Genomic DNA, 26253 nt, shown 5'->3' on the forward strand with positions numbered 1-26253 from the left:
GAGGCCTCCGGAAAAGAGTGGGGAGAGGAAGAGAGAAAAAGCGGGCCGCCACGGATGCAGCGACCCACAGTCGGGGAGATTACTGTTTTTCAACCAGACGGTAGAAGACAAAATCCGAGGTGGCGCCGTTCACATAGCCAGAAACGGCCTCGTTCATGGCAACCTGATAGGCGGCCTGGAACATGATCACGATGGGCGACTCGGCCTGCACTTCTTTTTGCAGCTCGCGATACATGTTGAGACGGGCCTCGGCGTCGCTCTCGGTCAGAGCCGCCATGGTTTTCTCGTTGAGCGCATCCGGCACGGCCCATGCATTGCGCCATGTGGTTGTGGCGGCATAGGAGTCGTCTGCGTTGTTGGAGTTATAGGCGAAGGCCTTGGCGTTGGAGTGCGGATCCATGAAGTCCGGGCCCCAGTACAGCAGCATCGCCTCATGGCTGCGCTCGCGGTACTTGGTGATGACCTGGCTGCCGGTGCCGGGCAGGATCTCAAAGTTGATGCCCGCATCGGCAAAGCTCGCCTGCAACGATTGCGCCATGTCGGTAAAGGGCGCGGCGTTGATCACGTCGAGCGACACGGTGATCGGGGTCTCGATCCCGGCCTCGGACAGAATGCTCTTGGCTTTTTCCGGGTTATAAGAGAACGGCGTTTCGTCATAGGAACCGGGGAAGCCCTTGGGCCAGAACGCCTGGTGGACTTCCATCTGACCTTTGATGATGGTCTCGGTCATGCCCTTGTAGTCCACCAGATAGCGCGCGGCTTCCCAAACGGCGGGGGGCGTAAGGCTCTCGGTCTTCTGGTTGAACGACAGGAAATGCACAGCCGCCTGCGGGTATGTCTCGACCTTGATCTCGCCGCTTTCAAGGGAAGCCACCTGATCGGGTGTCATGTTGCGGGCCAGATCCACGTCGCCCTGCTCCAGCAAAAGCTGCTGGGTCGCGCTTTCGGCCACATGGCGGATGATCACGCTGTCGATCTTGGGCGCGCCGTTGAAATAGGTCGGATTGGCCTGCATGCGCACCATCTGACCCGCCGCATAGCGTTGCAGCGTGAAGGGGCCAGAACCGGCGGCATTGGCGTTGAGCCAGGCATTGCCCATGTCGCCGTCAACTTCGTTTTCCTGCACCAGCTTGCTGTCGACGATGGAGGCAGGACGTGCCGCCAGGACGTTCAGTACAAACGCCGGAGAGAAGTCGCCGGCGTATTTCACGGTGACGGTGTTGCCCTCGCCCGTGACCATTTCGCCGATGTTATCTGCCGTCCAGCCCAGTTGAGTCAGGATGAACGCCGGGGTCAGGTTCAGCTTCACCACGCGGGAGAAGGAATAGACCACATCTTCTGCGGTCACGGGATTGCCAGAGGCAAAGGTCGCCCCATCGCGCAGGGTGAAAGTGATGGTCTTGGCATCCGCATCGGTGACCCATTCCGAGGCCAGACCTGCGGCCAGAACGGTGGTGTCTTCGGCATCGTATTGCACCAGACGGTCATAGAGGTTGGTCACGAGCTCGCCGGAGGTGAACTCATAGGCCTGCGCCGGGTCGATGGCGACGACATCGTCGATGTTCTGTGCAACCACGAGCACGCCTTCGGGCGTATCAGCCAGTACGGCAGGGGCTGCAAGCGGCAGCATCAAGGCGCTGGCGAGCAGAGTTGTCTTCAGGTGTTTCACAAGAGGTCTCCTTGTTGGAAAAAACGTCAATTGGGCTGTCGCGGCTTACGTGCTCTGCTTGTGGGACAGCTCCGGAAGCTCGATGGCGCCTTTGCGGTTGAGAACGGTCAGAGTCCCGGTCCAGAGGATTCGGGCGTTCTGATCGGTCGGATTGCTCCAGGCATGGGGGGTGTCGCCGCTGTAATGCAGACTGTCGCCCGGCATCATGGAAAAGGTCTGCCCGCCAAGGGTCTGCTGGATTTCACCCTCGAGGATAAAGATGATCTCCTCCCCTTCGTGATGTACCGTTTCAGACACATAACCGGGCGGAATGTGCAGGATGTAAGCGGACATCTCGGACCCCGGAAAATCCGCGCCCAGTGCCTCGTAGCGCAGCGAGGAATCATCTAGGGCAAAGAGCGGGCGGCTACCGGACCGTGTCAGCCCATCCGAGGGTTTGGAGGCCGAGATGAAGTAATCCAGCCCCACATCCAGCGCCGCAGAAATCTGCGCCAATGTCCCAAGCGAGGGGGTCGCATTGTCGCGCTCCACCTGACTCAGATAGCCGACCGAAACACCGGACCGATCCGAGAGCGCCTGCAAGGTCAGCTTCAGCTGCTTGCGACGCTTGCGGATCGCGGGACCGACATTGGGCTCTGTTGATGGCTTCTCACGCTGCATGGTCACTCTTCACATAAGGGGCGGACCCGCTGCGCCACTGGCACCAGTTCGGGTCACCCGGCTGGATGTTCTTCGTGCAGGCTACAAAAAAAATTTTTGTCAGGCAAAAATTTTTTTGCACATTTCGAAAATTGTTTTATGCCTGAGACACCAACCACCGCGTCCGACGCCGCTTTGACGCAGAGTTTTCATAATGCCAGATCTCCGGCGCGCCGGGGATTTGAGAGGAAAAAGGGGACAAGACCCTTGAGCACAGCCGCGCCTTCACACGCCGGGCTGAGAAAGACCGCCAGCGCTTTTGGCGGCTTTGTCATCGTCACTTTCCTGACTTTTGTCGGATTGATGGCGATCACTTTCTTCATCGGCCGCGTGATCCCGATTGACCCGGTTCTGGCCGTGGTCGGAGATCGCGCCACGCAAGAACAATACGACGCCGCCCGCATCGCCATGGGGTTGGATCAGCCACTGGTGGTACAGTTCATCACCTATGTGGGCGATGTGTTTCAGGGCGACCTTGGCCATTCCGTTTCCACCAACCGCCCCGTCGCAGAGGATCTGGCCCGTGTCTTCCCCGCGACGCTCGAGATGGCGACACTTGGGATCATCATCGGCGTCGGCATGGGCGTTCCGCTGGGTGTCTGGGCCGCTGCAAGGCAAGGCACATGGGTGGATCAGTTGATCCGCGTCTTTGCACTGCTGGGTTACTCTGTTCCTGCCTTCTGGCTTGGTCTTGTGGGGCTGGTCGTATTTTACGCGGGCCTTGGCTGGGTCGGCGGTCCAGGGCGTGTCGACATTTTCTACGAGGGGCTGGTGGAACCGCGCACAGGCCTCTTGCTGGTTGATTCCCTGATCGTGGGCGACTGGGAGGTGTTCTGGAGCGCGCTCGACCACCTGATCCTGCCTGCCACCATCCTTGGGTTCTTCTCGCTGGCCTATATCGCGCGCATGACCCGCAGCTTCATGCTGGATCAGCTCGGGCAGGAATATATCACCACCGCCCGCGTCAAAGGCGTGTCGGAATGGCGGGTGATCTGGACCCACGGCTTTCGTCCGATCCGGGTGCCACTGATCACGGTGATCGGCCTCTCTTATGCCGCCTTGCTCGAAGGCTCGGTGATGATCGAGACGGTCTTTAGCTGGCCAGGCATCGGCAACTATCTGACCGTGGCACTGCTCAACGCCGATATGAATGCCGTCCTTGGCGCAACCTTAGTGATCGGGTCGGTCTTCATTCTCATCAACAAGCTGTCGGATGTGCTCTACCGCATTCTCGACCCGCGCAGCCGATAGGAGGGTGCCATGACAACGATGACAAACTGGCTGCTCGACGACTCCCCCAGCTCCCGCCTGCAGGCCTCCTTGGGTCACAGCTACCGTGTGACACGGATGCTGATGCGCAATCCTCTTGCCGTGGTGGGCGCCGTGATTCTGCTGGTGCTGATCCTGGCGGCCATCTTTGCGCCGTGGATCGCACCGCATAGTCCGCTGGGCCAAAACCTCGGTCAGCGCCTGCTGCCGCCTTCGGCAGAGCATTGGATGGGCACCGATGAGCTGGGCCGCGACATTTTTAGCCGCGTCATCTATGGCGCACGCATCACCTTGCTGATCGTGGCACTGGTGGCAGTAATCTCGGCCCCGCTTGGGCTGCTCATCGGAGCGGTGTCCGGCTATTTCGGCGGCTGGACGGACAAGATCATCATGGGCGTGACGGATGTGTTCCTGTCGATGCCCAAGCTGATCCTCGCGCTTGCCTTTGTCGCAGCACTCGGGCCGGGGATTGAGAACGCGATTATCGCCATCGCCATCACATCCTGGCCCGCCTATGCCCGGATCGCGCGCGCCGAGACACTGACCTTCCGCAACTCGGAATTCATCTCGGCCATGCGTTTGCTGGGGGCGTCGCACACGCGGATCATCACACGCCATGTGCTGCCGCTGTGTACCTCGTCGATGATCGTGCGGGTGACGCTGGATATGGCGGGGATCATCCTGACCGCAGCCGGTTTGGGCTTTCTGGGGCTTGGCGCACAGCCGCCGCTGCCCGAATGGGGTGCGATGATCTCGCGCGGTCGGGCCTTTATCCTCGATCAGTGGTGGGTCGCCACCATGCCCGGCTTTGCCATCATCATCGTCTCGCTCGGTTTCTGTTTCCTCGGTGACGGCCTGCGCGATGTGCTGGACCCCAAACAGGGAGGCAAATCATGAGCGATATGCCACTTTTGGAACTGGAAAACCTGCGCGTGAGCTTCCCCACGCCGCAAGGGCGCGTCGAGGTGGTCAAAGGCCTGTCCTTCACCTTGGGCCGCGAACGGCTCGGCATCGTCGGCGAAAGCGGGTCGGGCAAATCCATGACCGGCCGCGCGATCCTGCGCTTGGTGCGAAAGCCGGGACGCCAGCGGGCTGATCGCATGATCTTTGACGGCATCGACCTGCAAAAGCTATCGGAAGGCAAGATGCGAGACCTGCGTGGCGCGCGGATCTCGATGATCATGCAGGACCCGAAATTCTCGCTCAATCCAGTGATGACCATCGGCGCACAGATCGCCGAGGCGCTCAAGACCCACGAAAGCCTGGCCCGCAGCGAGGTCAAATCTCGCGTGCTGGAGATGCTGCATTCCGTGCGCATCAACGATCCCGAACGGGTGGTGAACCTCTACCCGCATGAGGTCTCGGGTGGTATGGGCCAGCGCATCATGATCGCCATGATGCTGATCCCGCGCCCGGATCTGCTGATCGCGGATGAGCCGACCTCGGCGCTGGATGTCTCGGTGCAGGCGCAGGTTCTGGACCTCATCGACGAGCTGGTGCGCGACAAGGGCATGGGGCTGATCCTGATCTCGCATGACCTCAATCTGGTGGCGCGCTATTGCGACCGCATCCTCGTGATGCACGCGGGCGAAGTGGTCGAAAGCTGCGCTGCAGAGGACCTGCACAAAGCGACGCATCCCTATACCCAAGGCCTGCTGGCGGCGGTGCCTCGGATAGAAGAAACGCGCGAGGAACTCCCCGTCCTCGACCGCAGCGCATGGAGCGGCACATGAGCGCGATCATTTTGAAAAACCTCGATATCTCCTATGGCCACACCAAGGTGGTTGAGGGCGTGAATATCGAGGTCGCCGAGGGTGAAAGCTTTGCTCTGGTCGGTGAAAGCGGCTCTGGCAAGTCCACGATCCTGAAGGCCATCGCAGGCCTCGCGCCCGACTGGAGTGGCGAGATTTCGGTGCTGGGACAGCCCCGCGGTCGCGCTGTGGATCAAGGTTTTGCCACCCGCTGTCAGATGGTGTTTCAAGACCCTTACGGGTCACTACATCCGCGCAAATCCGTGGACACGGTGCTGAGCGAGCCACTCAAGATCCATGGGCTGGGCAATCGTGATACCCGCGTGATCGAGATGCTCGCCGCCGTGGGCCTCGACCAGCGGTTCCGCTTTCGCTACCCTCATCAGCTTTCGGGCGGGCAACGCCAGCGGGTCGCCATTGCGCGCGCCCTGATGCTCGAGCCCAAGGTAATGCTCCTTGATGAGCCCACATCAGCGCTGGATGTCTCGGTACAGGCGGAAATCCTGAACCTTTTGAAAAAACTACGCCGCGAGCAGGGGCTGACCTATCTGATGGTCACCCACAACCTGCCTGTCGTGAGCTTCATGTGCGACCGCATGGCTGTGATGAACAAGGGCCGCATCGTCGAGATCGCGCCCGCAACCGCGCTCCACGATGGCAGTTTCACCGACCCCTATACGCAATCCCTTTACGCCGCATCTGGCGGCAATCCAGACCGCAAGGACTAAGACATGACGGACACTCACACAGCGCGCCTGAGTTTTGAAAAAGCGCTGTCGGACGCCACCACCCAAGATCAGGCCTATGATGCGCTTTGTGCGCTGACCAAGGCCACCGTGGGCGCAAAGCTGTTTACGGTAATGACCGCCGATATGGACGCCATGCTTGCACGGCGGGTCTATACAGATGACGCGGAGAACTATCCGACGACCGGGACCAAAGAAATCGAGATGAACCGCTGGTTCGAGCAGGTTCATGGCCGTCACGAGACCTTTGTGTCCAACACATTGGCCGACATCGACACCGTCTTTCCCGATGCGGAGCTGATCGGCAAGCTCGGCTGCGGGTCGGTCATAAACCTGCCGGTGATCCTTGGCGGCAAGATGGTGGCCACGATCAACATCCTGCACGAAGAGGGCTATTACACCCCCGAGCGCGTCGCACTGGCACAAGAGGTCCTGACCCTTCCAGCAATGGCCGTGCTTGCGCTCGCCGCCTGAAAAGACACCCGCGTATCCCGGACAAGGTGCCGGGACACGCTTCTATTGTGACAGTCTTCCTTGCCCGCAGTCCTTGAATTAAGGCCCTGAAGAACCTTATATTTTCACACAGGGCGCATGCCGTTCCTGGTGCGGGCCTGAAATTCCGGGGAACAAAACCCGTCTCCCGCCGTTGTCTCCCCGAAGCCCACAGAGGGTGGGCACTAAAACACGGCAAAGGAGACACCCGATGCTTAGTTGGGCACTGGCATTTCTCGTGATCGCGCTGATTGCAGCCGTCTTTGGCTTTGGCGGCATCGCCAGCGCCTCGGCTGGGATCGCGCAGATCCTGTTTTTCATCTTCCTCGTGATGTTTGTCGTCGCGCTGATATTGCGCGCGGTGCGTGGCTAACAGCCACAGTCACAGCAACCACATCACACAACCTCCCTTTGGAAAGGAGATACCATGTCAAACGCATTGAATGTTAAACCGCAGTTGGCCCCCGTCGAAACCGGCGTGCGCGACACCAAAGCGATCGCTGAAGGCCTGAGTGACGTTCTGGCGGACACCTACCGCCTCACGCTCAAGTCTCATATCTACCACTGGAATGTGGAGGGGCCACTGTTCTTCTCACTGCACAACCTCACCGAGGAGCAGTACCAGAACATGTTCGCCGCCGCCGACGAGCTGGCAGAGCGCATCCGCGCCCTCGGACATCTCACGCCGGGCAAGATCAACGGTGTTTTGTCCGACAGCATTGTCGACGACCTCGGTCAGATGCCCAGCGCAGGCGAGATGTGCAAGGATCTGGAACAAGACCATATGAAACTGGCGCACCGCCTGCATGCGCTCGTCGAACTTGCCGAAGAGCGCAAGGATATGGTGACCGGTGACCTTGCAACGGAACGCGCAGCGTTTCACGAAAAAGCAGCTTGGATGCTGCGGGCTTTGTCTGCCTCGTAAGCCAGCAGTGATCCAAATCCGCGCCCCACACGCCCTCTGGTGTGTGGGGCGCGGCTATTTTGAAATGTGGATTCTGAAAGCGCCGCATATGGCGGTCAGTTCCATAGAAAAAGCCCCGGACCAATCCTTGTCCGGGGCTTGTTGCGCGCTTTCCCTTAACTGGTGAGCGTATCGGTCGAGGCAAAGAACATCGCCTGACTGATCGCAGAGATCACCTGGTCGGGCACATAAGGCTTTGCGATCATAAAGGCGGGCTCGTGACGTTCACCGGTCAGCAGACGCTCCGGGAAGGCGGTGATAAAGATCACCGGAACGTCGCCCAGCTCCTCCAGAAGATCCGCCACCGCATCGATGCCGCTTGAATTGTCGGCAAGCTGAATATCGGCAAGGATCAGGTCGGGCTTTTCCTCGAGCCCCAGTTTCACCGCAGCCTTGCGCGTGCGCGCAATCCCAGTGACCTCGTGGCCCATCATGGAACAGATGCCTTCGAGGTCCATGGCGATGATGGCCTCGTCTTCGATGATCATGATCTTGCCGCTCACGGATTGCTGCATCTCGTCGCGGGCCAGCTGGATCAATCCTGCAGCCTCGCTCTCAGACAGATCCATGATAAGAGCCACTTCGCCAACAGAGAAGGCTTCGACAGTATTGAGCAAGAGTGCCTCTCGGGTGTTTGCCGTCAGCGAGGACAGATGCTGCAGCGCCCGCGCACGGGGGCCTTCATCGGCCTCCAGCACCGGCTGACCAGAGCTGCTCCAGAGAGTGTGAAACACTTTGAACAATGCCACCTTGCCGCCTGCGCTCTGCGCATCAAAACAAGACGGATCGGCAAGGATCGCTTCGAGAGTCGAGGCCGCATAGGCATCACCGGATTGCTGCGCCCCGGTGAGCGCGCGCGCATAACGGCGCAGATAAGGCAGATGCGGAGTAATCACGTCCGACAGTGTCAGAGCCTGGCCTGTGGTAGAGGTCGACAATTTTTTTCTCCTGTCACCAATATTTCTCGGAACAAACGCATGTCCCGCGCGTTTGTTCCATGGAAATGCATTTTTTTGCGCGCGAGAGTCATAGGTGTTGCGGGAGAGACGAATGGCCAACAAATTTTCACAGCAGCCGTGGGACACGCTGATCGACGAGAACCTCAAGCGGGTTTTCGACGAAGATGCGAATGCGGATTTGCCACCGCATCTGATGGACCTACTTGACCGATTGGACAAGATCCCTGTCGCAGAGGGGTCGCAGGGCGCCCCAGATGCGTCCGCGTCTTCTGGCGAGGAGGCCGATTAAATGGACAGACAAAGCGCCAAGGCTGAATTGACCAGCCATATGAAGGTGCTGCGCGCCTTCGCCATGAGCCTGACCCGCAATGATGCGGCGGCGGATGATCTTGTACAGGACACGGTTCTCAAAGCGTGGAGCAACCTCGACAAGTTTCAGGAAGGCACCAACATGCGCGCCTGGCTCTTCACCATCCTGCGCAACACCTTTTACTCAGGCCGCCGCAAGGCAGTAAGAGAGGTGGAGGATTCCACCGGCAGCATCACCGAGAGCCTTTCGGTCAAACCCGCTCATGACGGACGTCTGCAACTGGAAGAGTTCCGGCGCGCCTTGGGTGAATTGCCCGTGGAACAGCGCGAAATCCTGACTCTGATCGGAGTGCTGCAATATTCCTACGAAGAGGCCGCCGAGGTCTGTGGCGTCAAGGTGGGCACCGTCAAAAGCCGTCTCAACCGGGGCCGTGAGGCGCTTGCAGCCAAGATGCAGTTGGATGCGAATGAGCAGTTGGAACTGACCGATGCTGCCACCCACGCGGTTGTTGCAGCCAACAATGGGACTGCCGCGTGAACCGAATGAACTTCCCGTCTCTCGCCCTCTTGAAGGGCGGGGACGCCCGCACGCACGAAACCTCGCTCTCTGAAGATCCGACCGCGCAGAACCGCGCGGCAGGCTGGACACGCAGCCTGTCCCTGCGCCTTGCGGTCATGCTTTCGATTGCCATGGTGCCACTGGGTCTGATCGCGGTTGATCAAACCGTCCGGCTGCAAAAAGAGGTCAACACCTCCAACAACCTCAGCCTTCAGGCGCTCACTGCGGAATTTGCACAAGAAGAGCGCGAGATCATTAAATCCGCCTTCGCATCGGCAGAAACCCTGACGCTTTCGGTGCCCGAAATCGCACATGACCTGTCGCGATGCAGCTCTTTGATGCGGCGCTTCATCTCCACCACCGATGCGCGCTACAGCTTTGCAGGGTTCCTGCCCCAGGACGGGGTTATGGCCTGCGCGTCAAGCGGCGGAACAATCGACTACTCCGAAAACCCCGATTTTCCAGATTGGATGCGCCGTCCAAAGCGCGAAATACGGGTGAATTCTTATGGGCCCGTGGCTGGCTCTGCGGTGCTGATCATATCCGAACCCGTTTTTGCCAGCACGGGCGTATTTCTCGGCAACCAGATCATTCATGTTCCACATGATCGCATCGACCAACAGTTCCAGACCAAGCTTGGGGATCGCCCTCTGGATCTTGTCACCGTCAGCGCAGAGGGAGAGATCCTGAGCGCATCCGGTGCGCGCGAAACAGCCCTAGAGCGGCTCCCGATTGATCTGACTCTCTCAGAGCTGATCTCGATACATGACGGCCAGATCGAAGCCAAAAACGCAGCGGGCGAGGTCAGGCTGTTCTCGATTGTTCCGATCCTCAGCGATACCTTTTATGTGATCGGCAGCTGGGATCCCGAAGGGATCAGCCTGGCGCAAGAGACCAGCGCGCTGCGCTATCTTTTTTTGACACCTGCGCTCTTTCCCATCCTGATGTGGCTCGTCAGCCTGGTGCTGATCTATGTGGCGCTGGATCATCAGGTTGTGCGGCACCTGCGCGTGATCGGATTGCAGATGCGCCAATTTGCAAGTTCCCGTGTACTGCCCGATGTGCAGACCAACGGGTTGATGCCGCATGAATTGGAAGTGATCCAGAACCAGTTTACCTATGTGGCCGAAAAACTGCTTCATGATGAAGCGCATCTGTTTGACGCGATGCACGACAAGGATGTGCTGCTGAAGGAGTTGCACCACCGGGTCAAAAACAATCTTCAGCTGATCTCTTCCATCATCTCGATGCAGATGCGCCGCACGCGCAATCAGGTGACAGCGGCGGCGCTCAAGACCGTGAACCAGCGTGTCACAAGCATGGCGACGGTGCATCAGACGCTCTATCAGGCATCGGAACTCGGTCAGGTCCAAGCCAACGATCTTCTGCGCGATGTGGTGCGCCCGCTGACGGAGCTGGCACCTACCACCGCACCGGTGCCCAAGATCGACATCACCTTGGACCCTGTGGTGCTCTATCCGGATCAGGCGGTTCCTCTGGCGCTCTTGACGGTGGAGGCTGCAACCAATGCGTTGAAATATCTCGGCGTCGACAAGGCCGGAAATCGATGGGTCCGCGTGTCTCTGACGACAATCGAGGACGGACGGGTCTGCCTGATGATCTCCAATTCCACCAATGATGAGACCGATTTCGAAGATGAGGGCACGGGGCTTGGCAGCCAATTGATCCGAGGCTTTGCACGCCAGCTCGAATGCAGCCCCGAGATCACCGAGGGTGAAGACAGCTACGCCATCAGCGTGACCTTCGACACCTTGCCGTTTGACTCCGAAGATACGGGCAAGACCGGCATTGAGGACGAGGACTGACAGCTGTCTCGCACCTTGGTCGCGCGCGATCATCGCTGATTTGCCAAGATCGGTCCTGCCCCGGCTGGGGCGGGCGTCTTGGCGCGTGTGGACTCTGGTCTGGGCTTCGGGTGCGCCGCACCCGTCAGAGCAGGTGTAGGGCGGCCCCGCCAAGTGCCAGCCCCAGTCCCGCGACCGTCACCAGCGCGATCAGCCCGTCCCCGATCAACATTGACAAAGCCAGCAGAGCGACCACGCCCCCCAAAATCGACGAGGTAAACGGCACGATTTCGAGAAAGGGCATAATCAGACCGCAGAGCAGGCAGATGCCCTGTATCACCCGCAAGAACGGCGGCGTCAGCAAGGACGTCAACCGGCGTTTGAACCGACGATCGAGCCATGCTGCAAATGCGCGCAGCGCGCGAATGGCATATTGTGTCTTGTCCGCTGGCAACGACCGTTTCGACAGCACCTCGGGCATCCACAGGTGGTTGCGCCCCATCAGCATCTGTACCGAGATCAGCGCAATCGTGACGCCGCACGCAGAGGAAAACAGCGGAATGCCACTGAGCGGCGAGACCAATGCGAGCGACGGAGCCAAGAGCACCGCAGCAATCGATTTGACCCCCAACTCATCCATGAGGTCCGACACCCGCAACCCGTCCGCCCCCTCGCGCAAGAGGGCGTCGGTCTGGTCCAGGACGTCTTCGACTGGGTGGCTGGTCTGGGTCATCGCATCCGTTTTCTCGTAACTTCCGTCTCGGAGATAAAACGTGGCGACAGCAAAAAAGTTCCCTCCTGCCTCGCGGCTATGTCAGCGGCTCAAACGGAGGCGGAACAACACTGCTGCGAAATTTTCTATAAAAATCAGGAACATTTCATCACTGCTGCGTGTTCTTGCGGCAGATCCCTCGGGGATACGACCACCGGAAGAAGGAGTGAAAAGATGAAACATCTGATCCGAACCACTGCCCTTGTCGCAACCATGGCAACCGCCGCAGGCGCATCAACGATGGTGCAGGACATTGATGTCACCGCCGATGTAAGCGCACTTGAAAACCGGGACGCCGTGTCGGTCTGGGGCGCGCTCGAGACTGATCTGGAGAGAGCGTTGGCTGCGCAATTGGTGGATCAGATCGCTTCTGAGGGTGCTGAAGACGCCGCCGATATCGACATTGAGATCGACACGCTGGCGCTGGCCTCCAGCCTTGAGACCGAAATGGGCCTTGCCAACTCAGTTCTTGAGGGGGACGTCTCTGTGGATCTGCCGGGCAGCCAGTACGATCAGCGTTACAGCTTGACGGTGCGCGCCGAGCAGGCGCACGTCCACTATCCCCAAGGCACTGATGTGAGCGCGCTCAATGTGGGCAGCGAGGTCTTCTACACCGCGATGGTTGACGCTTTTGCCGCCCATGTGGCCGAGAAACTGAAATAACGGAGGGACATCATGCGTATGCGATACCTGTCTTTGCTTGCCATCCTGGGGTTGGCAGCCTGCGAAACAGCGGAGGGTCTGGGCCGCGATGTGTCCACCCTCGGGGCTGAAATCGAACAAGAGGCGCAGGAGGCTCAATAACCTCTTTGCACAATCCCCGGCGCCCGCTGCGCCGGGGATTTTTTACCCCGCCTTCGCGCGGCGCAATGCCAGCGGCATCAGAACGGTCAGGATCATCAGCCGCATTACGTGATGGGCGGCCACAAAGGCTGGATCAAGCCCGAGGGTGACCGCGATGGCGGCCATGGCCTCTACCCCGCCGGGGGCAAACGCCACGATCAGCAGGGCCGGAGACAGGCCCATGACCTGCATGGCCACACCAATCGCGATCAGCGTGACCGTGACATTGATGCCCGTCACCCAAAGCCCCGCGGCAAAATCGACCTTCAAATCTGCAAGCCTCTGTCCCACAAAGCGCGAGCCAATCAGCGTCCCCATCACCAGAAACGCCAGAATGGTTGCAGCTTCCGGAGGTCGCCCCGGTGTCACCGCAAAGATATGTCCGGCGGCGCTGCAAAAGATGCCCGCCAGCAAATAGGCGGCGGGAATGTTCAATCGATCAAACACTGCGCCCACCACCAAAGTGACCCCCACCAAAGCCGCCAGATGCCAGTTTGAGAGCACATATTCGGGCATGAGCTCCACACCCGTTGCGCCAAACACCAACGAGACCAGCACCGGCACACAAAGGGTGAGAAACAGCACCCGGATGCTCTGGACCACCGCAATCCGAGAGGTCTGCCCTCCGTCACTGAGCGACAGCGCCAGCACATAGCTCAGATGCCCCGGCGCAGCCGCCAGAGCCGCATCACGCGGACTGAACCGCATCCAGCGCTCAAGACCGATGCGGCTGATCTGCAAAGACACAAAGAGGCTCACTGCAAGGATCGCAATGGTCACGGGCCATGCCAGCGCCGAGGCCAGCATTTCACGCGTCACGCTGCTGCCGATATTGATCCCCAAGAGCACAAAGGCCGTGGTCCTGAGCCACACGGGCATCCGGATCGGCAAACCAAACAGTGCAGCCAGAGACACCGCTGCCGCTGAACCGGTCAGGGGGGCCGAGGGAAATCCAATCGCTTCAAAAATCAATGTGCCAAGCACGGCAACGCCAAGCGCGCCCACAAGGCCAAACACGTCAGTTAGGGTCATACGTCCATCTGTATTTGGGCGGGGTCGGTCCCTTGTTGCGCCCGCCCTGTTGCTGCTGCTCCCATGCGTGGGACAGAATGCCCACCGAACGCGACAGGCAAAACAGCCCCCGCGCCAGAGGCGGGGCAAAGCCAAGCTCCGCGTAGATCACAGCCGTTGCCCCATCGATGTTCATTGGCAGGGCAGTTCCTTTTTCTGCCGAGATATGCGCCTCGATGGCTTCGGCAATGCGCAGAAACCGTCCCGAGACAGCCCCCGTTTCGGCGATTTCGGACACCAGCGCCATCAGGCGCGGCGCACGGGGGTCGGTCGGTTTGTGAAACCGATGACCAAAGCCTGGGATGATCTTGCCGTGCTCTGCGCGCCAATCATCAAGCGCCGTTGCCAGATCCCCGCCGTGGGCGTCAACGTGGTGATACAGCTCCACCGCCTGCTGCCCGGCCCCGCCGTGCACGTCGCCAAGCATATTCACCGCCGTCGCCATCGCATTGTTCAGGGGCAAGCCGCAGGTCACGGCCATCCGCGCCGCGGCAATCGAGGGGGCTTGCGGGCCATGATCCACGGCCGAGACCAAGGCGGCCTCGAACAAACGCGACTGCGGCGCCGTGGGTCGGTCCCCACGCACCATTAGCCAGATCATCTCGGCAAAGCTGACGTTGCCAATGAGATCCTGAATTGGGTGACCCCGAAGCTCGATACGGCCCGGTTCCATGTCGATGATCGACGTGCGCCACCAATCACTCACATCGCTCATATCACGCGCTCCTGTCGCAAGGTTTCGATCTCTTCTGCGCTGAGGCCGAGGTCCTGCCAGATGCTGGTATTGTCGGCACCAAGCACGGGTGGCGCCTGATCCGGGACCGGGCGATGGGTGCCAAACCGCACGGGCGCGCCCGCAAGCGACAGCGGCGCGCCTTCGGTCTCGACCTCAGCAATCAGGCCACGATCCTTGATCTGAGGCTCTTCGAGAATTTGCGGCACCGTCAGCACCGGCCCCGAGGGCACGCCCAGCGCGTTGAGTTCGGCCACCCAGTTGGCGGCAGGCCGGGTCCGCAGCACGCATTCGAGTTCCGCGCGCAGCATGTGCCGGTTGCGTTTTCGATCCTCACGGGTTGCATAATCCGGGTGGTCGAGCAGATCCGCGCGTCCGAGATGGCGCGCCATGGATTGCCATTGCTCATCCCGGTTTGCGGCCACATTGATCGGACCATCCGCACAGGCAAAGGTACCCGAGGGCGCAGAAGTTGTGTTCTCATTGCCATGCGCGCCCGGCGTCTGCCCCGCGATCAGGTGGTTGGAGACCACCCATCCCATGGTGGAAATCACCGCCTCCGTCATGGAGATATCCAGAAACGCGCCGCGCTCCGGATCGTTGAGCGCTGCCGAGATTGCAAACGCGGCCGTCATGCCGCCCACGGTATCGGCAAGCGGATACCCCACACGCAATGGTGCGCTTTCGCCATCGCCGGTGATCGACATCACGCCGCTGATGCCCTGCACGATCTGGTCATAGGCGGGGTTGTTCTTCCACGGGCCATCTTGGCCAAAGCCGCTAATGGCGCAGTAGATGAGGTTTGGATTTTCCGCCTTGAGGACCTCATAACCGAGCCCCAGCCGGTCCATGACTCCCGGGCGAAAATTCTCGACTAGGACATCAGAGCTGCGGACAAGACGCTTGAGAAGCGCCTTGCCAGTTTCATGTTTCATGTCGAGGGTCACGGATTTCTTCTGCGCGTTCTGCGCCAGAAAACTGACCCCCATCAGGGATTTATTCCGCTCCGGGTCGGCACCCAGTTGGCGAGCAAGATCGCCGGTGCCGGGGCGCTCGACCTTGATGACTTCTGCCCCCAACAGGGCCAGCTGATAACAGCAATACGGCCCTGCTAGCACATTGGTCAGGTCGAGGACCCGAACACCCGAGAGCGGTTTAATCCCCATCAGCCACCCCGGCAGCACGGGCGCGGGCACGGCGGGCCCGATAGCTCGGCACGATCACCAACAGGATGGCGAGCACCAGCAGACCTAGCGTCATCGGACGGTCCAGAATGAAGGACACCCCGTCATAGATCTGCATCGAGCGGGCAAAATTATCCTCCAGCATCCGCCCCAGAATGAAGCCGATGAGCAGAGGCGCCAGCGGATAATCCGCAAACCGCAGCACTGTCGCGCAGATCCCGAAGCCCACGAGGATTAACAGCTCTGTCGCGTTGTTCTGCCCGATGTAGGATCCCATAAGGGTGAAGAACAGAATGAACGGAATGAGATAGTTGCGCGGGATCGACAGGACTTTGGCGATATAGGGGATGAGCGGCAGGTTCAGAACCAAGAGCACGAGGTTGCCGATATACATCGAGATGATGACCGCCCAGAAGATATGCGGGCTGTCCACCATTAGCCGCGGCCCCGGCGTCACATTGAGTGCGATGAGCGCCCCCAACAGGATCGCCGTGGTGCCGGATCCCGGAATACCCAGCGTCAGGAGCGGTACAAACGAACCGGTACAGGCTGCATTGTTTGCGGTCTCTGGCGCGGCCAGCCCCTTGATGGAGCCTTTGCCGAACTCCTTTTGCTCGGATTCAGTGGCAATGTTGCGCTCCACCGCATACCCGAGGAAGGACGCAATCGTCGCGCCTGCGCCCGGGAGCACCCCGATAAAGAAGCCCTGGATGGACTGGCGTCCGATCACGGGCGCGATCTTGCGCGCCTCCTGGCCGGAGATCCGCAAGCCTGTGATCTTGCCCCCGTTCTCGCCCCCTTGGGCGGCGCGTTTGGGGTTCATTACCAGAAAGATTGCTTCAGGCAGGGCAAACATTGCCATCGCCAGCGTGATGAAGCTGAAGCCAGATTGCAGATCCATCAGCCCCATGGTGAAGCGCGGCATATTGAACAAGGCGCCCTCGCCCACCGTGGCCATCATCAAACCCAGAAGCGTCATCATCAGGGCCTTGGCCACATTGCCGGTGCCTGCAAAGGCCGCAATCGCGGAAAGACCCACGACCATCAGCGCGAAATACTCGGCCGAGTGGAACAGGAGGGCAACCGTCGACAGCATCGGCGCAAAGACCATCAACAGGATCGCACCGATGGTGCCCCCCATGAAGGACGAGATCGCCGCAATGGTCAGCGCCTTGCCGGCCATGCCTGCGCGCGCCATCGGATAGCCATCGAAACTGGAGGCCACGGTGCCCGCCACCCCCGGCGCATTGAGCAGGATCGACGAGGTCGAGCCCCCGAAGATCGCACCATAATAGACCCCGGCCAACAAGATCAGCGCGGCAGAAGGATCGCCCAGCGTGATCGCAACGGGGATCATGATTGCAATGATGGACATGGGGCCAAGCCCCGGCAGCATCCCAATGAATGTCCCGATCAGACAGCCGCCGATCACCATCAGGATGTTTGTAACGGAAAAGGCCGTAGAGAGGCCGATCATCAAACCTTCGAGCATCTGAGCCTCCGATTATCCGAGAAAGAACGGCAAGGGCCGCAAGAAGATGCCCAGCACGCCCTCAACGAGATACCAGACGATGCCGGTGGCAAGGGCCGCGACCGGCACCAAAACCCAGAGCTTGCGCTCGCCAAGGATCATCGCGCCCACGATCAGGAACCCGGAGGTGGACAGCAAGAACCCTGCCGGGCGCAGCAAAAGCGCATAAGCGACCATCAGCCCCAGCAAGAGCGCTGCCTGACCGATGTTGTAGTCCCCAAGACGGCGGTAATCGATGTCCGGAGTCTTGGTCTCGCCACTGGGTTTTTCGAGTCCCAGCACAATCACGGCAGCGGTGATGATTGACAGAACGGCCAGAACCTTGGGGAAGGTGCTCGGCCAGATCGGGTTTCTCTGCATGAACGGCGGCAGCAGCTGATCCATGGTGAAAAAGGCCGCATAGCCATAGGCCAGAGCGATGCCGAGAATGATCAGCGCGATCCAACGGTCGAGCGCCATGATCTCCTCCTGTTTTTGATGTGAGGGGGTACGGGAAAGGGTCCGGCGCCGGGAGTGGCGCCGGACCTAAGGTCACTGCTCGAAGATTAGAGGAAGCCCAGTTGCTTCATCAGGTCGCCGATGACCTTTTCCTGACCTTCAAGGAAGGCTTTGAACTCATCGCCGGAGTTGTGGATGTTGACCCAGCCGTTGCGCGCGCGCACGTCTTCCCACTCGGGGGTGTCATACATCTTGGCCAGCACGTCCTGATAGGCGGCAACCTTGTCTTCAGACAGGCCCGGCGCGCCAAAGAACCCACGCCAGTTCACAAAGGTCGTGTCCAGACCCTGCTCTTTCATAGTAGCGGCTGCATCGTAGGCCGGGACGCGCTCATCCGCGGTCACGCCGAGGATTTTCACTTCGCCGGCTTCGGCCAATGCGATCGCCTCGGAGAACCCGGTGGAGAGCGCCTTGATTTCGCCAGACAGGAGCGCAGCCATCGCCTTGCCGCCCGCATCATAGGGGATGTATTTCAGCGCGGTCGGATCTTCGCCCGCAGACTGCATCACCATCGCTGCAACAAGGTGATCCATGCCGCCGGGAACCGAGCCACCGCCGACAGCAGTGCCGCGCGGATCTTCACGGTAGGCCGCAAGGAACTCTTCCATGTTGTTGATCGGGCTGTCCTTGGCCACGACCAGTGCCGCGTAGTCGCCAATGGTGCCCGCAACCAGCGTCAGGTCACGGAAGTTGTGCGGGAACACGCCGGTCAGGGAGCGGATCACGATCGGGGTGGAGTTCACCATCAGCGTGTCTTCAAGGCTCTCGGCGTTCTCGATGAGATACCCGATGGCCTTGCCACCGCCACCGCCGGACATGTTTTCATAGGATGCGGTGCCCACAAGACCGGATTTGGTCAGCGCCTCACCCGTGCCACGGGCGGTACCGTCCCAGCCACCACCGGCGCCACCGGGGATCAGAAAGTGCAGCTTATCGAGCGCCTGCTCGGCCATCACCGGAGAGCCGAAAGTCAGAGCCGCAGCAGCAGCAGCCATCAGGGTGCGACGACCCAGTGCAAAAGATGTCATAATGTTCCTCCCATTTGACAAACGCGCAAAAGCGCGATCATGAATCATGGTATTCCGGCCCAAGCTGACACAAACCTGACACGGAGCAGATGTTTCGCCGCCATGCGCTACTTACTCGTCGAAGATAACGATCAGCTGGCCAATGCGGTGCTCGATAGGCTCACGCTGGACGGACATGTTGTGGACCGGGCACCGGACCTTGGTACGGCGGATGATTTTATGGCGACCACGGAATACGACATGATCCTGCTCGATATCATGCTGCCGGATGGCGATGGGCGGCAGTTCCTGCAGGCGCATCGAGCTGCACAACGGGATACACCTGTGATTGTATTGACCGCACGTTCTGAAGTTTCGGACCGGGTCAGTGTCCTGGATCTCGGCGCCGATGATTATATCGTCAAACCCTTCGATTTTTCCGAACTTGAGGCCCGGTGCCGGGCCGTACAACGCCGCAGATCCGGGGGAGCCAGCAATATTCACAGCTTTGGCGATGTGGTATTCGATCCTCTCGCCTGCACCCTGACAGTGAACGGACGCGAGGTGCGACTTCGCAACCGGGAATTGCGCCTCTTTGAGATCTTCATTGCGGCCCCCGATCAGGTTTTCTCCAAATCCAAGCTGGTGGATCGGCTGTTTTCCTACGACGTCGATGCTTCTGAAAACGCGATCGAAGTCTATGTCGGACGGCTGCGCAAACACCTTGAAGGGGCGCGGGCGCAAATCGTCACCGTGCGTGGGCTGGGCTACCGGCTGAGCCTCTCATGAGCACGCCAATCCTGCTCCGGGGCTCTATTCGCAGGCGGCTCATTATCCAGTTGCTGACAGGGGCCGCGCTGTTGGCGGGGCTGATGTTTTTGGTGGTTCAGAACTATGCGCGCGACCTCGCCGGGCAAAGTCAGGATGAAATCCTTTCGGCGTCTGTGACCGCGATTCTTGATTCGGCATCGGTGCGCAACGGAGATCTGACCGTCGACATCCCCTATTTCGCCTTCTCCATGCTGGGCAATATCAGCGAAGATCGCGTGTTCTACGCCATCACGCGCAACGGCGCCTTTATGACGGGATATTCCGATCTCCCGCGCCCGGTCGCCAGCACCGGTCTCTCGCCGCGGTTTCAAACCGCGCAATATGATGGAGAGGAGATCCGCATGGCCACGGCCACCCGGCGTCTTTCTGTAAGCGGCACACCCGATTTCATCGAAGTGACCGTCGCCCAGACACGGTATGGTTTGCGACAGCAGCTTGCTGGGATTTCGCAAACGGTGGCCGGGTTCGGCATTGGCTTTTTTGCGATTGCCGCCTTCTTTGGCATCCTCGCCGCCCAATCCGCGATCCAGCCCCTGCGTGCGCTTGCCGGGGCTGTGTCGCGCCGGGGGCTGTCGGACCTGCGTCCGGTTTCGGCTCCGGTGCCTGCCGAGATGGAATCTCTTGTGGGCGCGCTCAATGGTTTCATGAGCCGGCTCAAAACCTCTCTATCGCGCTCGGAGGACCTGATCGCAGAGGCTGCACATCGCGTCCGGACCCCGCTTACAACCGTACGCACACAGGCCGAGATCACCCTGCGGCGGGTCGACAAGCCCGAGAACCGCCAGGCCGTGCGCGAGATGATCCGCGCCATTGATGAGAGCAGCCGGGCCGCAGGGCAGCTTTTGGATCACGCCATGGTTTCCTTTCGCTCGGACCACCTGGAGATGGAAGACGTAGAGCTCACACGCCTTGCCCGCGACGCTGTTTCGCGCCTGCACCCGATGGCAGAGCTGCGCGACATCGACATAGAAATCACGCTGCCCGATGCGCACATGGTCGTCAAAGGCGACCCGATCTTGATGCAGAGCGCGCTTTTGAACCTTCTGGACAACGCCATCAAATACGCGCCCCCCGACAGCATCGTGCATGTCACCGTTCGCCCCACAGAGAGCGGCGCGGAGATCACTGTGCGCGACGAAGGCTCAGGCTTTCCAAAGGCCGACATGGGCCGGTTGACACGCCGCTTTGTGCGGGGCGGCAATACCGAAACCGTTGTGGGGTCTGGTCTCGGTCTCACGATTGCAAATGAGGTCGCCCGCGCCCATGGCGGCCGCCTGTTCCTGACCAATCACAGCGACAAAGGTGGCGCATGCGCAAGCTTGTCTTTTCCCTTGGCCTGATTTTTTCGGGCCTGATCAGCCTTGCGCTTGCAGCGCCACTTCAGGCCTTTGAAATCGAGGATCAAATCAGCGTAGGCCCTGCGGACGCGCGCCGGGTGCTTCGGGTGATCTCCACCGGGGACGCAGAGTTTTTTGAGCCGACGTTGCGTGAATTCCTGTCTGATCTTCCAGATGTCCGCATCGTTTATACCGTGGCCAGTTCCGGCGAGATGATGAAGGCGCTTGACGAGGACGGATTTGACGCTGATCTGGCGATCTCCATTGCAACGGACCTGCAGACCAAGCTGGTGAATGACGGTCAAGCGCAGCCCTATAGTTCGGCCACAACAGAGCGGCTCCCGGCGTGGGCGCGCTGGCGCGATCATCTCTTTGCCTTTACCCAGGAACCGGCAGCGGTTGTATTGTCGCGCAAGGCGCTGGAAGGGTTGCCGATGCCCCAGAACCGCCAGGACCTGATCGCCCTGATCCGGGATTACCCGGAACGATTCCAAGACAAGGTCGGCACCTATGACATCCGCGCATCTGGTCTTGGCTATCTCTATGCCACACAGGATGCACGCACCTCGGAAACCTACTGGCGCCTCAGTGAGGTAATGGGGTCGGTCGGATTGCGGCTCTATTGCTGCTCCAGCCAGATGATCGACGATGTCGCTACTGGCGAATTGGCAATGGTTTACAACGTCTTGGGCAGCTATGCGCGCGAGAAAAGCAATTGGGATGACGTGATCGTGCTGCTGCCGCAGGATTACACGGTTGTCGCCCTGCGCACCGCTTTCATCCCCCGCGACAGTCAGGCGCCCGAACTGGCGGGGTTGATGATCGACCATCTGATTGCCCGAGGCTGGCAGGCAGCCCCCGGTGCGTTCTCGGTGCTGGACGACGATTCATGGAGCGATGATGCCCAGGCCCTCCGTCGCATTCGCATGGGGCCCGGGCTGCTGGTCTATCTCGACGCGCTCAAGAAGGCAGCCTTCCTGGAGGAGTGGAGCAGCGCCGTATTGCGCTAGGGTCCTAGCCCGCCTGCCCGCCGGGGATGCGGCGCGCGCCCGTGGTGAGCTCGCCCACGGAACGCGCGAGGCTGTGCCGATCGAGACCGAAGTGACGGTAAAGATCCCCGATGGTGCCGGTCTGGCCGAAATGCTCGACCCCATGCGACACAACCCGATGCCCTGCAACCGAGCCCAGCCACGAGAGCGTCGCCGGATGACCATCAATCGCGGTGATCAGGGTGCAATGGGCAGGCAGTTCCCCCAAGAGACGCTCCACATGCGACACCGCCTGCGGGTTGCCCCGCGCCCGTTCCCGCTGCGCGGCGGTCCAGCCTGCATTGAGACGATCCGCCGAGGTCACCGCCAGAACGGCAACGTCGCGGCGATGCTCACCGACCAGACCTGCCGCCGCAATCGCCTCATCCGCGACCGCACCTTGATAGGCGATCACAACTGAACAGTTCGGCCCCGGCTTGCGCAGCCAATAGGCCCCATCAATGGCCCCCTGACGGAAGGCATCATCAACCCGTTGCCCCGGCTGTTCGAGCGGTTTGGTGGTCAGGCGCAGATAGACCGATCCGCCGGTTTCATCGCGCAGCCAGGTGCGCTCGTCCGGGTCGCCTTCGCCATCGCGCTGCATGTAGTCAAAAGCCCATTCCATAATGACCGCGAGCTCATCGGCAAAGGCCGGTTCAAAACTCGCAAGCCCATCCTGCGCCATGCCCGTAAGGGGCGTGCCCACGGATTGATGCGCGCCGCCCTCCGGCGCCAGCGTCACCCCCGAGGGCGTGCCGACGATCATGAAGCGCGCATCCTGATAGCACGCGTAGTTGAGCGCATCCAAGCCCCGGTGCACAAAGGGATCATAAACCGTGCCAATCGGGATCACCCGCTTGCCCCAGAGACTGTGCGACAGGCCCGCCGCGCCCAGCAGCAGGAACAGGTTCATCTCCGCGATACCCAGTTCGAGATGCTGGCCCTTGGGGTCAAAATTCCACTTGGCCGTCGAGGGAATGCGATGTTCGATAAAGGCGTCCTTTTGGGCCTCTCGCGCAAAGAGCTTGCGGCGATTGACCCATGGACCAAGCCCCGTGGTGCCGGTCACATCCGGAGAGGTGGTCATGATCCGCGCCGCAAGATCGCTGTCGCCGCGCGCCAGATCGTCAAGGATCTTGCCAAAGGCCATCTGCGTTGAAATCTCGCGGCTTGTGTCCACCGCAACCGCCGGCACCGAAAGCCGCGCGTCCGAGTGGCGCCGCGCGCCCTTGGCAAAAAACGGCACCTGATCGAGATAGGCCTGAAAGCCCTTCGTGTCAGAAACGGTCGCCATCAGCTCCCACTCCTCGCCCTCGGCCACACCCATATGGGTCTGCCACTCGGCCATCTGCGCCTTGGTCATGAGGCCGCCGTGGTTGTCCTTGTGGCCCGCAATCGGCGTGCCCCAGCCCTTGATTGTGTAGGCCAGAAAGCAGGTCGGACGGTCGTGGTCGATGGCGGCGAATGTATCGGCCATCGTTTCCACGCAATTGCCGCCGAGGTTCTCCATCAGCGCCGCCAGTTCCGCGTCGCTGCGCTTGTCGATCAGTGCCGAGACCGCGCCCTGGTCGCCCAGATCCTCCATCAGGCGTTTGCGCCAGTTGGCCCCGCCCATATAGGTCAGCGCGGAGTATTCCACGTTCGGGCAGGCGTCGATCCAGTCACGCAGGGCCTCGCCGCCGGGTTCCTCAAAGGCGGCCCGTTGGAGGGCGCCATATTTCACCCGGACCACATCCCAGCCGAACGCCTCGAAGATTTTCTCGATCCGGCCAAACAGCCCCTCGCGCACGATGCCATCAAGGCTCTGGCGGTTGTAGTCGATGATCCACCAGGTATTGCGCAGGTCGTTCTTCCAGCCCTCCTGCAAGACCTCATAGATATTGCCCTCATCAAGCTCGGCATCGCCCACAAGCGCCACCATCCGGCCCGGAGTGACATCGCCGCCCCAGTCCTTTGCGGTGATGAAATCCTGCACCATCGACGCAAGCGCGGTGATCCCCACGCCAAGGCCCACAGAGCCGGTGGAGAAGTCCACATCGTCAATATCCTTGGTGCGGCTCGGGTAGCTTTGCACACCGCCGTAGCCGCGGAAGTTCTCCATCTTCTCGCGAGTCTGGTGGCCCATGAGGTATTGCATGGCGTGAAAGATGGGCGAGGCATGCGGCTTGACCGCCACCCGGTCCTCGGGGCGAAGCGCCGAGAAGTAGAGCGCGGTCATGATCGACACCATCGACGCAGAAGACGCCTGATGGCCACCGATCTTGATGCCGTCCTCCTTGGCGCGCAAATGGTTGGCGTTGTGGATCATCCAATGGGACAGCCACAACAGTCGCTGCTCCACCGTTCTCAGATGTTCAATGTTCTGGGACATGGACCCGCCTTTCACTCGGCAGCCTGACGCATCTGAGGCGACAGAGCTTGCTGAAGATCATCGAGAATGTCCGAAACCTCTTCAAGCCCCACGGACAAGCGCACCAAGCCATCGCTGATGCCATGTTCCGCGCGTTCCTCGGGGGTATAGGTGGAATGTGTCATCGAAGCCGGGTGCTGGATGAGCGTCTCCGCATCGCCAAGCGACACCGCGCGCTGGATCATCTGCAGGCGGTTCATCAGGCTGATCCCGGCCTCCATGCCGCCCTCGAGTTCAAAGGCAATCATGCCGCCGGGCTGCGCCATCTGCGCCTTGGCGATCTCGTGCTGTTCAGAGCTCTTGAGACCGGGGAAATAGACCTTGGCGACGCCGGGCTGGGCCTCTAGCCACTCCGCGACGGTCTGCGCCGAGGCACAATGACGGTCCATCCGTAGCGCCAGTGTTTTCAAGCCGCGCATGATCAGCATCGCATTGAAGGGCGCCATCACCGCACCGGTCATGTCCTTCATGCCGACAAGGCGGATTTCGGTCAAAAGCTCGGCGCTGCCCGCCACAAGCCCTGCGACCACATCGCCGTGACCACCAAGGTATTTGGTCGCCGAATGCAGCACCAGATCCGCGCCAAGCTCGATCGGGCGCGTGAGGTAGGGCGTCGCATAGGTGTTGTCGACCACAACGCGCGCGTCGACGGAATGCGCAATCTCTGCGGCGCGTTTGATGTCGACCAAGCGCATGTTGGGGTTGGCGGGCGTCTCGAAATAGACGACGCGGGTCTTCTCGCTCACGGCGGCGCTCAGGGCGGCGGGGTCGGTCATGTCGACGTGGGTGATGGTCACGCCCCATTTTGCAAGCCCATGGCGCATATAGGCAAAGGTGCACCCATAGAGCGTCTTGTCGACGATCACCTCGTCACCGGGGCTGAGGAGCGTCCAGAGAATCGCCGTCACCGCGCCCATGCCGCTTGCCAGCGCCAGACCGGCTTCGGCCCCTTCTAGCGTTGCGATACGCTGCTCCAGAAGCGAACAGGTCGGGTTCGAGATTCGGCTGTAGATATGCCCCTCGCGCTCGCCTGCGAACATCTCGCCGCCGGCTTCGGCATTTTCGAACACGAAGGTGGAGGTCAGATGCAGCGGCGGCGTCAGCGCGCCCTCGTTCTGCATCGGGTCATAGGCGTGGTGGATGGCGCGGGTGGCAAAGCCTTTGGTCTCGGACATGGGGGTCTCCTTCCTCATTTGCCTGCCATGATGCGCCTCCACACAGGGCGAGAGATTGCAAAAACTACCAATGCGAGACATGATATTGGCAGATTATGCCAATAGGTGACGATATGGACTCAAAGGATCGCCAGATCATTCGCGTGCTGCAGGCCAAGGGCCGGATGACCAATCAGGACCTGGCCGAGGCCGTGAACCTGTCGCCCTCGCCCTGCCTGCGCCGGGTCAAGAACCTGGAAACCGCCGGGGTAATCCGGGGCTACAGCGCCGATGTGGACGCCCGTGCCTACGGGTTGCCGATCACGGTATTTGTCCGCATCAAGCTAGAACGCCACAACGAGGAAGATGTCCGAAGTTTTGAGCGCCGGGTGCAGATGATCGACGAGGTGCTCGAATGTCACATCCTGACCGGAGCCACAGATTATCAACTGCGGGTGGTGGTCGCGGATCTCGATGCCTATGAGGATTTTATCCGCAATCGTATCCACCCCATCGGCGGGATCGCCTCCATTGATACCAGTTTTGTCTATAGCACCGTGAAGAATACATCGGTCTTTCCACGGCTGGGATAACACCGGGATGACAATGGCCCCGAGCGATCCCCGAGGCCA

28 protein-coding genes are annotated in these 26253 nt (G+C 60.4%); 16 read left to right on the forward strand and 12 right to left on the reverse strand.

Annotated elements, in window-relative coordinates; translation table 11 throughout:
• Window positions 1–79: 79 nt before the first annotated feature.
• Together TM1040_RS18000 and TM1040_RS18005 are read right to left on the reverse strand one after the other, a co-directional pair.
• Entirely contained in the window at window positions 80–1669 is a 1590-nt protein-coding gene (locus tag TM1040_RS18000; protein ID WP_011540027.1) for an ABC transporter substrate-binding protein, read from the reverse strand.
• Between the two features lie 45 nt (window positions 1670–1714).
• Window positions 1715–2329: a helix-turn-helix domain-containing protein gene (locus TM1040_RS18005; protein WP_011540028.1), complete on the reverse strand. Its 615-nt coding sequence runs from the start codon at window positions 2327–2329 to the stop codon at window positions 1715–1717.
• A 246-nt stretch (window positions 2330–2575) separates the two neighbouring features.
• On the opposite strand from TM1040_RS18005, the gene TM1040_RS18010 reads away from it, so the two are divergent.
• From TM1040_RS18010 to TM1040_RS18040, 7 genes are all read left to right on the forward strand, one after another.
• A complete protein-coding gene (locus tag TM1040_RS18010) occupies window positions 2576–3619 on the forward strand; it encodes an ABC transporter permease (RefSeq protein ID WP_044026916.1) in 1044 nt (347 codons plus the stop codon).
• A 9-nt stretch (window positions 3620–3628) separates the two neighbouring features.
• On the forward strand, window positions 3629–4534 hold the full coding sequence (gene nikC / locus TM1040_RS18015) for a nickel transporter permease (protein WP_011540030.1): 906 nt from the start codon (window positions 3629–3631) through the stop codon (window positions 4532–4534).
• Window positions 4531–5370 carry an ABC transporter ATP-binding protein gene (locus TM1040_RS18020; RefSeq protein WP_011540031.1) on the forward strand — a complete coding sequence of 280 codons (840 nt, stop codon included), beginning with the start codon at window positions 4531–4533 and terminating at the stop codon, window positions 5368–5370. The genes nikC and TM1040_RS18020 overlap by 4 nt, the downstream gene beginning before the upstream one ends.
• Window positions 5367–6116, forward strand: a complete 750-nt coding sequence (locus TM1040_RS18025) for an ABC transporter ATP-binding protein (RefSeq protein WP_011540032.1) — start codon at window positions 5367–5369, stop codon at window positions 6114–6116. The genes TM1040_RS18020 and TM1040_RS18025 overlap by 4 nt, the downstream gene beginning before the upstream one ends.
• A gap of 3 nt (window positions 6117–6119) precedes the next feature.
• Window positions 6120–6608: a GAF domain-containing protein gene (locus TM1040_RS18030; protein ID WP_011540033.1), complete on the forward strand. Its 489-nt coding sequence runs from the start codon at window positions 6120–6122 to the stop codon at window positions 6606–6608.
• 229 nt (window positions 6609–6837) lie between these two features.
• Window positions 6838–6999: a DUF1328 domain-containing protein gene (locus tag TM1040_RS20105; RefSeq protein ID WP_044026923.1), complete on the forward strand. Its 162-nt coding sequence runs from the start codon at window positions 6838–6840 to the stop codon at window positions 6997–6999.
• A 54-nt stretch (window positions 7000–7053) separates the two neighbouring features.
• Window positions 7054–7551 carry a Dps family protein gene (locus TM1040_RS18040; RefSeq protein WP_011540035.1) on the forward strand — a complete coding sequence of 166 codons (498 nt, stop codon included), beginning with the start codon at window positions 7054–7056 and terminating at the stop codon, window positions 7549–7551.
• Between the two features lie 155 nt (window positions 7552–7706).
• Here TM1040_RS18040 and TM1040_RS18045 read toward each other — a convergent pair whose 3' ends face one another.
• Window positions 7707–8528 carry a response regulator gene (locus TM1040_RS18045; RefSeq protein ID WP_011540036.1) on the reverse strand — a complete coding sequence of 274 codons (822 nt, stop codon included), beginning with the start codon at window positions 8526–8528 and terminating at the stop codon, window positions 7707–7709.
• Window positions 8529–8640: 112 nt separating this feature from the next.
• On the opposite strand from TM1040_RS18045, the gene TM1040_RS18050 reads away from it, so the two are divergent.
• The 3 genes from TM1040_RS18050 to TM1040_RS18060 are packed head-to-tail and all read left to right on the forward strand — an operon-like array spanning window position 8641 to window position 11243.
• Window positions 8641–8838, forward strand: coding sequence for a NepR family anti-sigma factor (locus TM1040_RS18050; protein ID WP_044026925.1), 198 nt, complete (start codon window positions 8641–8643; stop codon window positions 8836–8838).
• Window positions 8839–9396, forward strand: a complete 558-nt coding sequence (locus tag TM1040_RS18055) for an RNA polymerase sigma factor (protein WP_011540037.1) — start codon at window positions 8839–8841, stop codon at window positions 9394–9396.
• A 5-nt stretch (window positions 9397–9401) separates the two neighbouring features.
• Window positions 9402–11243, forward strand: coding sequence for a sensor histidine kinase (locus tag TM1040_RS18060; protein ID WP_011540038.1), 1842 nt, complete (start codon window positions 9402–9404; stop codon window positions 11241–11243).
• Window positions 11244–11367: 124 nt separating this feature from the next.
• Here TM1040_RS18060 and TM1040_RS18065 read toward each other — a convergent pair whose 3' ends face one another.
• A complete protein-coding gene (locus TM1040_RS18065) occupies window positions 11368–11955 on the reverse strand; it encodes an exopolysaccharide biosynthesis protein (protein ID WP_011540039.1) in 588 nt (195 codons plus the stop codon).
• Between the two features lie 213 nt (window positions 11956–12168).
• Here TM1040_RS18065 and TM1040_RS18070 point away from each other — a divergent pair, with 213 nt between their 5' ends.
• Both TM1040_RS18070 and TM1040_RS18075 read left to right on the forward strand, forming a co-directional pair.
• Window positions 12169–12657, forward strand: a complete 489-nt coding sequence (locus TM1040_RS18070) for a hypothetical protein (RefSeq protein ID WP_011540040.1) — start codon at window positions 12169–12171, stop codon at window positions 12655–12657.
• A gap of 12 nt (window positions 12658–12669) precedes the next feature.
• Entirely contained in the window at window positions 12670–12798 is a 129-nt protein-coding gene (locus tag TM1040_RS18075; RefSeq protein WP_044026926.1) for an entericidin, read from the forward strand.
• 42 nt (window positions 12799–12840) lie between these two features.
• On the opposite strand, the gene TM1040_RS18080 is transcribed toward TM1040_RS18075, so the two are convergent.
• From TM1040_RS18080 to TM1040_RS18105, 6 genes are all read right to left on the reverse strand, one after another.
• Complete coding sequence (locus tag TM1040_RS18080; RefSeq protein ID WP_011540041.1) at window positions 12841–13869, reverse strand: AbrB family transcriptional regulator; 1029 nt, start codon at window positions 13867–13869, stop codon at window positions 12841–12843.
• A complete protein-coding gene (locus TM1040_RS18085) occupies window positions 13856–14623 on the reverse strand; it encodes a citryl-CoA lyase (RefSeq protein ID WP_011540042.1) in 768 nt (255 codons plus the stop codon). The genes TM1040_RS18080 and TM1040_RS18085 overlap by 14 nt, the downstream gene beginning before the upstream one ends.
• The gene (locus TM1040_RS18090; protein ID WP_011540043.1) at window positions 14620–15807 is read right to left on the reverse strand and encodes a CaiB/BaiF CoA transferase family protein; all 1188 of its coding nucleotides are present in this window, start codon (window positions 15805–15807) and stop codon (window positions 14620–14622) included. The genes TM1040_RS18085 and TM1040_RS18090 overlap by 4 nt, the downstream gene beginning before the upstream one ends.
• On the reverse strand, window positions 15797–17317 hold the full coding sequence (locus TM1040_RS18095) for a tripartite tricarboxylate transporter permease (RefSeq protein WP_011540044.1): 1521 nt from the start codon (window positions 17315–17317) through the stop codon (window positions 15797–15799). The genes TM1040_RS18090 and TM1040_RS18095 overlap by 11 nt, the downstream gene beginning before the upstream one ends.
• 12 nt (window positions 17318–17329) lie before the next feature.
• Entirely contained in the window at window positions 17330–17815 is a 486-nt protein-coding gene (locus TM1040_RS18100) for a tripartite tricarboxylate transporter TctB family protein (RefSeq protein WP_011540045.1), read from the reverse strand.
• Between the two features lie 86 nt (window positions 17816–17901).
• Window positions 17902–18882, reverse strand: coding sequence for a tripartite tricarboxylate transporter substrate binding protein (locus tag TM1040_RS18105; RefSeq protein WP_011540046.1), 981 nt, complete (start codon window positions 18880–18882; stop codon window positions 17902–17904).
• A 102-nt stretch (window positions 18883–18984) separates the two neighbouring features.
• On the opposite strand from TM1040_RS18105, the gene TM1040_RS18110 reads away from it, so the two are divergent.
• From TM1040_RS18110 to TM1040_RS18120, 3 genes are read left to right on the forward strand one after another with little or no spacing between them, the layout of a single operon-like run.
• Window positions 18985–19650 carry a response regulator transcription factor gene (locus tag TM1040_RS18110; protein WP_044026928.1) on the forward strand — a complete coding sequence of 222 codons (666 nt, stop codon included), beginning with the start codon at window positions 18985–18987 and terminating at the stop codon, window positions 19648–19650.
• Window positions 19647–21032 (forward strand): sensor histidine kinase, encoded by a 1386-nt coding sequence (locus TM1040_RS18115; protein WP_011540048.1) that lies wholly within the window; start codon window positions 19647–19649, stop codon window positions 21030–21032. The genes TM1040_RS18110 and TM1040_RS18115 overlap by 4 nt, the downstream gene beginning before the upstream one ends.
• The gene (locus TM1040_RS18120; protein WP_044026929.1) at window positions 21002–22039 is read left to right on the forward strand and encodes an ABC transporter substrate-binding protein; all 1038 of its coding nucleotides are present in this window, start codon (window positions 21002–21004) and stop codon (window positions 22037–22039) included. The genes TM1040_RS18115 and TM1040_RS18120 overlap by 31 nt, the downstream gene beginning before the upstream one ends.
• A 4-nt stretch (window positions 22040–22043) precedes the next feature.
• On the opposite strand, the gene TM1040_RS18125 is transcribed toward TM1040_RS18120, so the two are convergent.
• Both TM1040_RS18125 and TM1040_RS18130 read right to left on the reverse strand, forming a co-directional pair.
• Complete coding sequence (locus TM1040_RS18125) at window positions 22044–24428, reverse strand: 1-deoxy-D-xylulose-5-phosphate synthase N-terminal domain-containing protein (RefSeq protein WP_011540050.1); 2385 nt, start codon at window positions 24426–24428, stop codon at window positions 22044–22046.
• Window positions 24429–24439: 11 nt separating this feature from the next.
• Entirely contained in the window at window positions 24440–25642 is a 1203-nt protein-coding gene (locus TM1040_RS18130; RefSeq protein ID WP_011540051.1) for a methionine gamma-lyase, read from the reverse strand.
• A 113-nt stretch (window positions 25643–25755) separates the two neighbouring features.
• Between TM1040_RS18130 and TM1040_RS18135 the strand changes: the two genes are divergently transcribed.
• Complete coding sequence (locus TM1040_RS18135; protein WP_011540052.1) at window positions 25756–26214, forward strand: Lrp/AsnC family transcriptional regulator; 459 nt, start codon at window positions 25756–25758, stop codon at window positions 26212–26214.
• The last annotated feature ends 39 nt before the right edge of the window (window positions 26215–26253 follow it).

Source organism: Ruegeria sp. TM1040 (assembly GCF_000014065.1).
Lineage (GTDB): Bacteria > Pseudomonadota > Alphaproteobacteria > Rhodobacterales > Rhodobacteraceae > Epibacterium.

What these genes read in the sequence shown, in the direction of transcription:
- TM1040_RS18040 (WP_011540035.1), top strand. Translation starts at nt 7,054, where the DNA reads ATGTCAAACGCATTGAATGTTAAACCGCAGTTGGCCCCCGTCGAAACC.
- TM1040_RS18005 (WP_011540028.1), bottom strand. Translation starts at nt 2,329, where the DNA reads ATGCAGCGTGAGAAGCCATCAACAGAGCCCAATGTCGGTCCCGCGATC.
- TM1040_RS18020 (WP_011540031.1), top strand. Translation starts at nt 4,531, where the DNA reads ATGAGCGATATGCCACTTTTGGAACTGGAAAACCTGCGCGTGAGCTTC.
- TM1040_RS20105 (WP_044026923.1), top strand. Translation starts at nt 6,838, where the DNA reads ATGCTTAGTTGGGCACTGGCATTTCTCGTGATCGCGCTGATTGCAGCC.
- TM1040_RS18080 (WP_011540041.1), bottom strand. Translation starts at nt 13,869, where the DNA reads ATGACCCTAACTGACGTGTTTGGCCTTGTGGGCGCGCTTGGCGTTGCC.
- TM1040_RS18030 (WP_011540033.1), top strand. Translation starts at nt 6,120, where the DNA reads ATGACGGACACTCACACAGCGCGCCTGAGTTTTGAAAAAGCGCTGTCG.
- TM1040_RS18060 (WP_011540038.1), top strand. Translation starts at nt 9,402, where the DNA reads ATGAACTTCCCGTCTCTCGCCCTCTTGAAGGGCGGGGACGCCCGCACG.
- TM1040_RS18075 (WP_044026926.1), top strand. Translation starts at nt 12,670, where the DNA reads ATGCGTATGCGATACCTGTCTTTGCTTGCCATCCTGGGGTTGGCAGCC.
- TM1040_RS18100 (WP_011540045.1), bottom strand. Translation starts at nt 17,815, where the DNA reads ATGGCGCTCGACCGTTGGATCGCGCTGATCATTCTCGGCATCGCTCTG.
- TM1040_RS18055 (WP_011540037.1), top strand. Translation starts at nt 8,839, where the DNA reads ATGGACAGACAAAGCGCCAAGGCTGAATTGACCAGCCATATGAAGGTG.
- TM1040_RS18085 (WP_011540042.1), bottom strand. Translation starts at nt 14,623, where the DNA reads ATGAGCGATGTGAGTGATTGGTGGCGCACGTCGATCATCGACATGGAA.
- nikC (WP_011540030.1), top strand. Translation starts at nt 3,629, where the DNA reads ATGACAACGATGACAAACTGGCTGCTCGACGACTCCCCCAGCTCCCGC.
- TM1040_RS18135 (WP_011540052.1), top strand. Translation starts at nt 25,756, where the DNA reads ATGGACTCAAAGGATCGCCAGATCATTCGCGTGCTGCAGGCCAAGGGC.
- TM1040_RS18110 (WP_044026928.1), top strand. Translation starts at nt 18,985, where the DNA reads ATGCGCTACTTACTCGTCGAAGATAACGATCAGCTGGCCAATGCGGTG.
- TM1040_RS18125 (WP_011540050.1), bottom strand. Translation starts at nt 24,428, where the DNA reads ATGTCCCAGAACATTGAACATCTGAGAACGGTGGAGCAGCGACTGTTG.
- TM1040_RS18090 (WP_011540043.1), bottom strand. Translation starts at nt 15,807, where the DNA reads ATGGGGATTAAACCGCTCTCGGGTGTTCGGGTCCTCGACCTGACCAAT.
- TM1040_RS18115 (WP_011540048.1), top strand. Translation starts at nt 19,647, where the DNA reads ATGAGCACGCCAATCCTGCTCCGGGGCTCTATTCGCAGGCGGCTCATT.
- TM1040_RS18095 (WP_011540044.1), bottom strand. Translation starts at nt 17,317, where the DNA reads ATGCTCGAAGGTTTGATGATCGGCCTCTCTACGGCCTTTTCCGTTACA.
- TM1040_RS18120 (WP_044026929.1), top strand. Translation starts at nt 21,002, where the DNA reads ATGCGCAAGCTTGTCTTTTCCCTTGGCCTGATTTTTTCGGGCCTGATC.
- TM1040_RS18130 (WP_011540051.1), bottom strand. Translation starts at nt 25,642, where the DNA reads ATGTCCGAGACCAAAGGCTTTGCCACCCGCGCCATCCACCACGCCTAT.
- TM1040_RS18105 (WP_011540046.1), bottom strand. Translation starts at nt 18,882, where the DNA reads ATGACATCTTTTGCACTGGGTCGTCGCACCCTGATGGCTGCTGCTGCT.
- TM1040_RS18025 (WP_011540032.1), top strand. Translation starts at nt 5,367, where the DNA reads ATGAGCGCGATCATTTTGAAAAACCTCGATATCTCCTATGGCCACACC.
- TM1040_RS18050 (WP_044026925.1), top strand. Translation starts at nt 8,641, where the DNA reads ATGGCCAACAAATTTTCACAGCAGCCGTGGGACACGCTGATCGACGAG.
- TM1040_RS18065 (WP_011540039.1), bottom strand. Translation starts at nt 11,955, where the DNA reads ATGACCCAGACCAGCCACCCAGTCGAAGACGTCCTGGACCAGACCGAC.
- TM1040_RS18070 (WP_011540040.1), top strand. Translation starts at nt 12,169, where the DNA reads ATGAAACATCTGATCCGAACCACTGCCCTTGTCGCAACCATGGCAACC.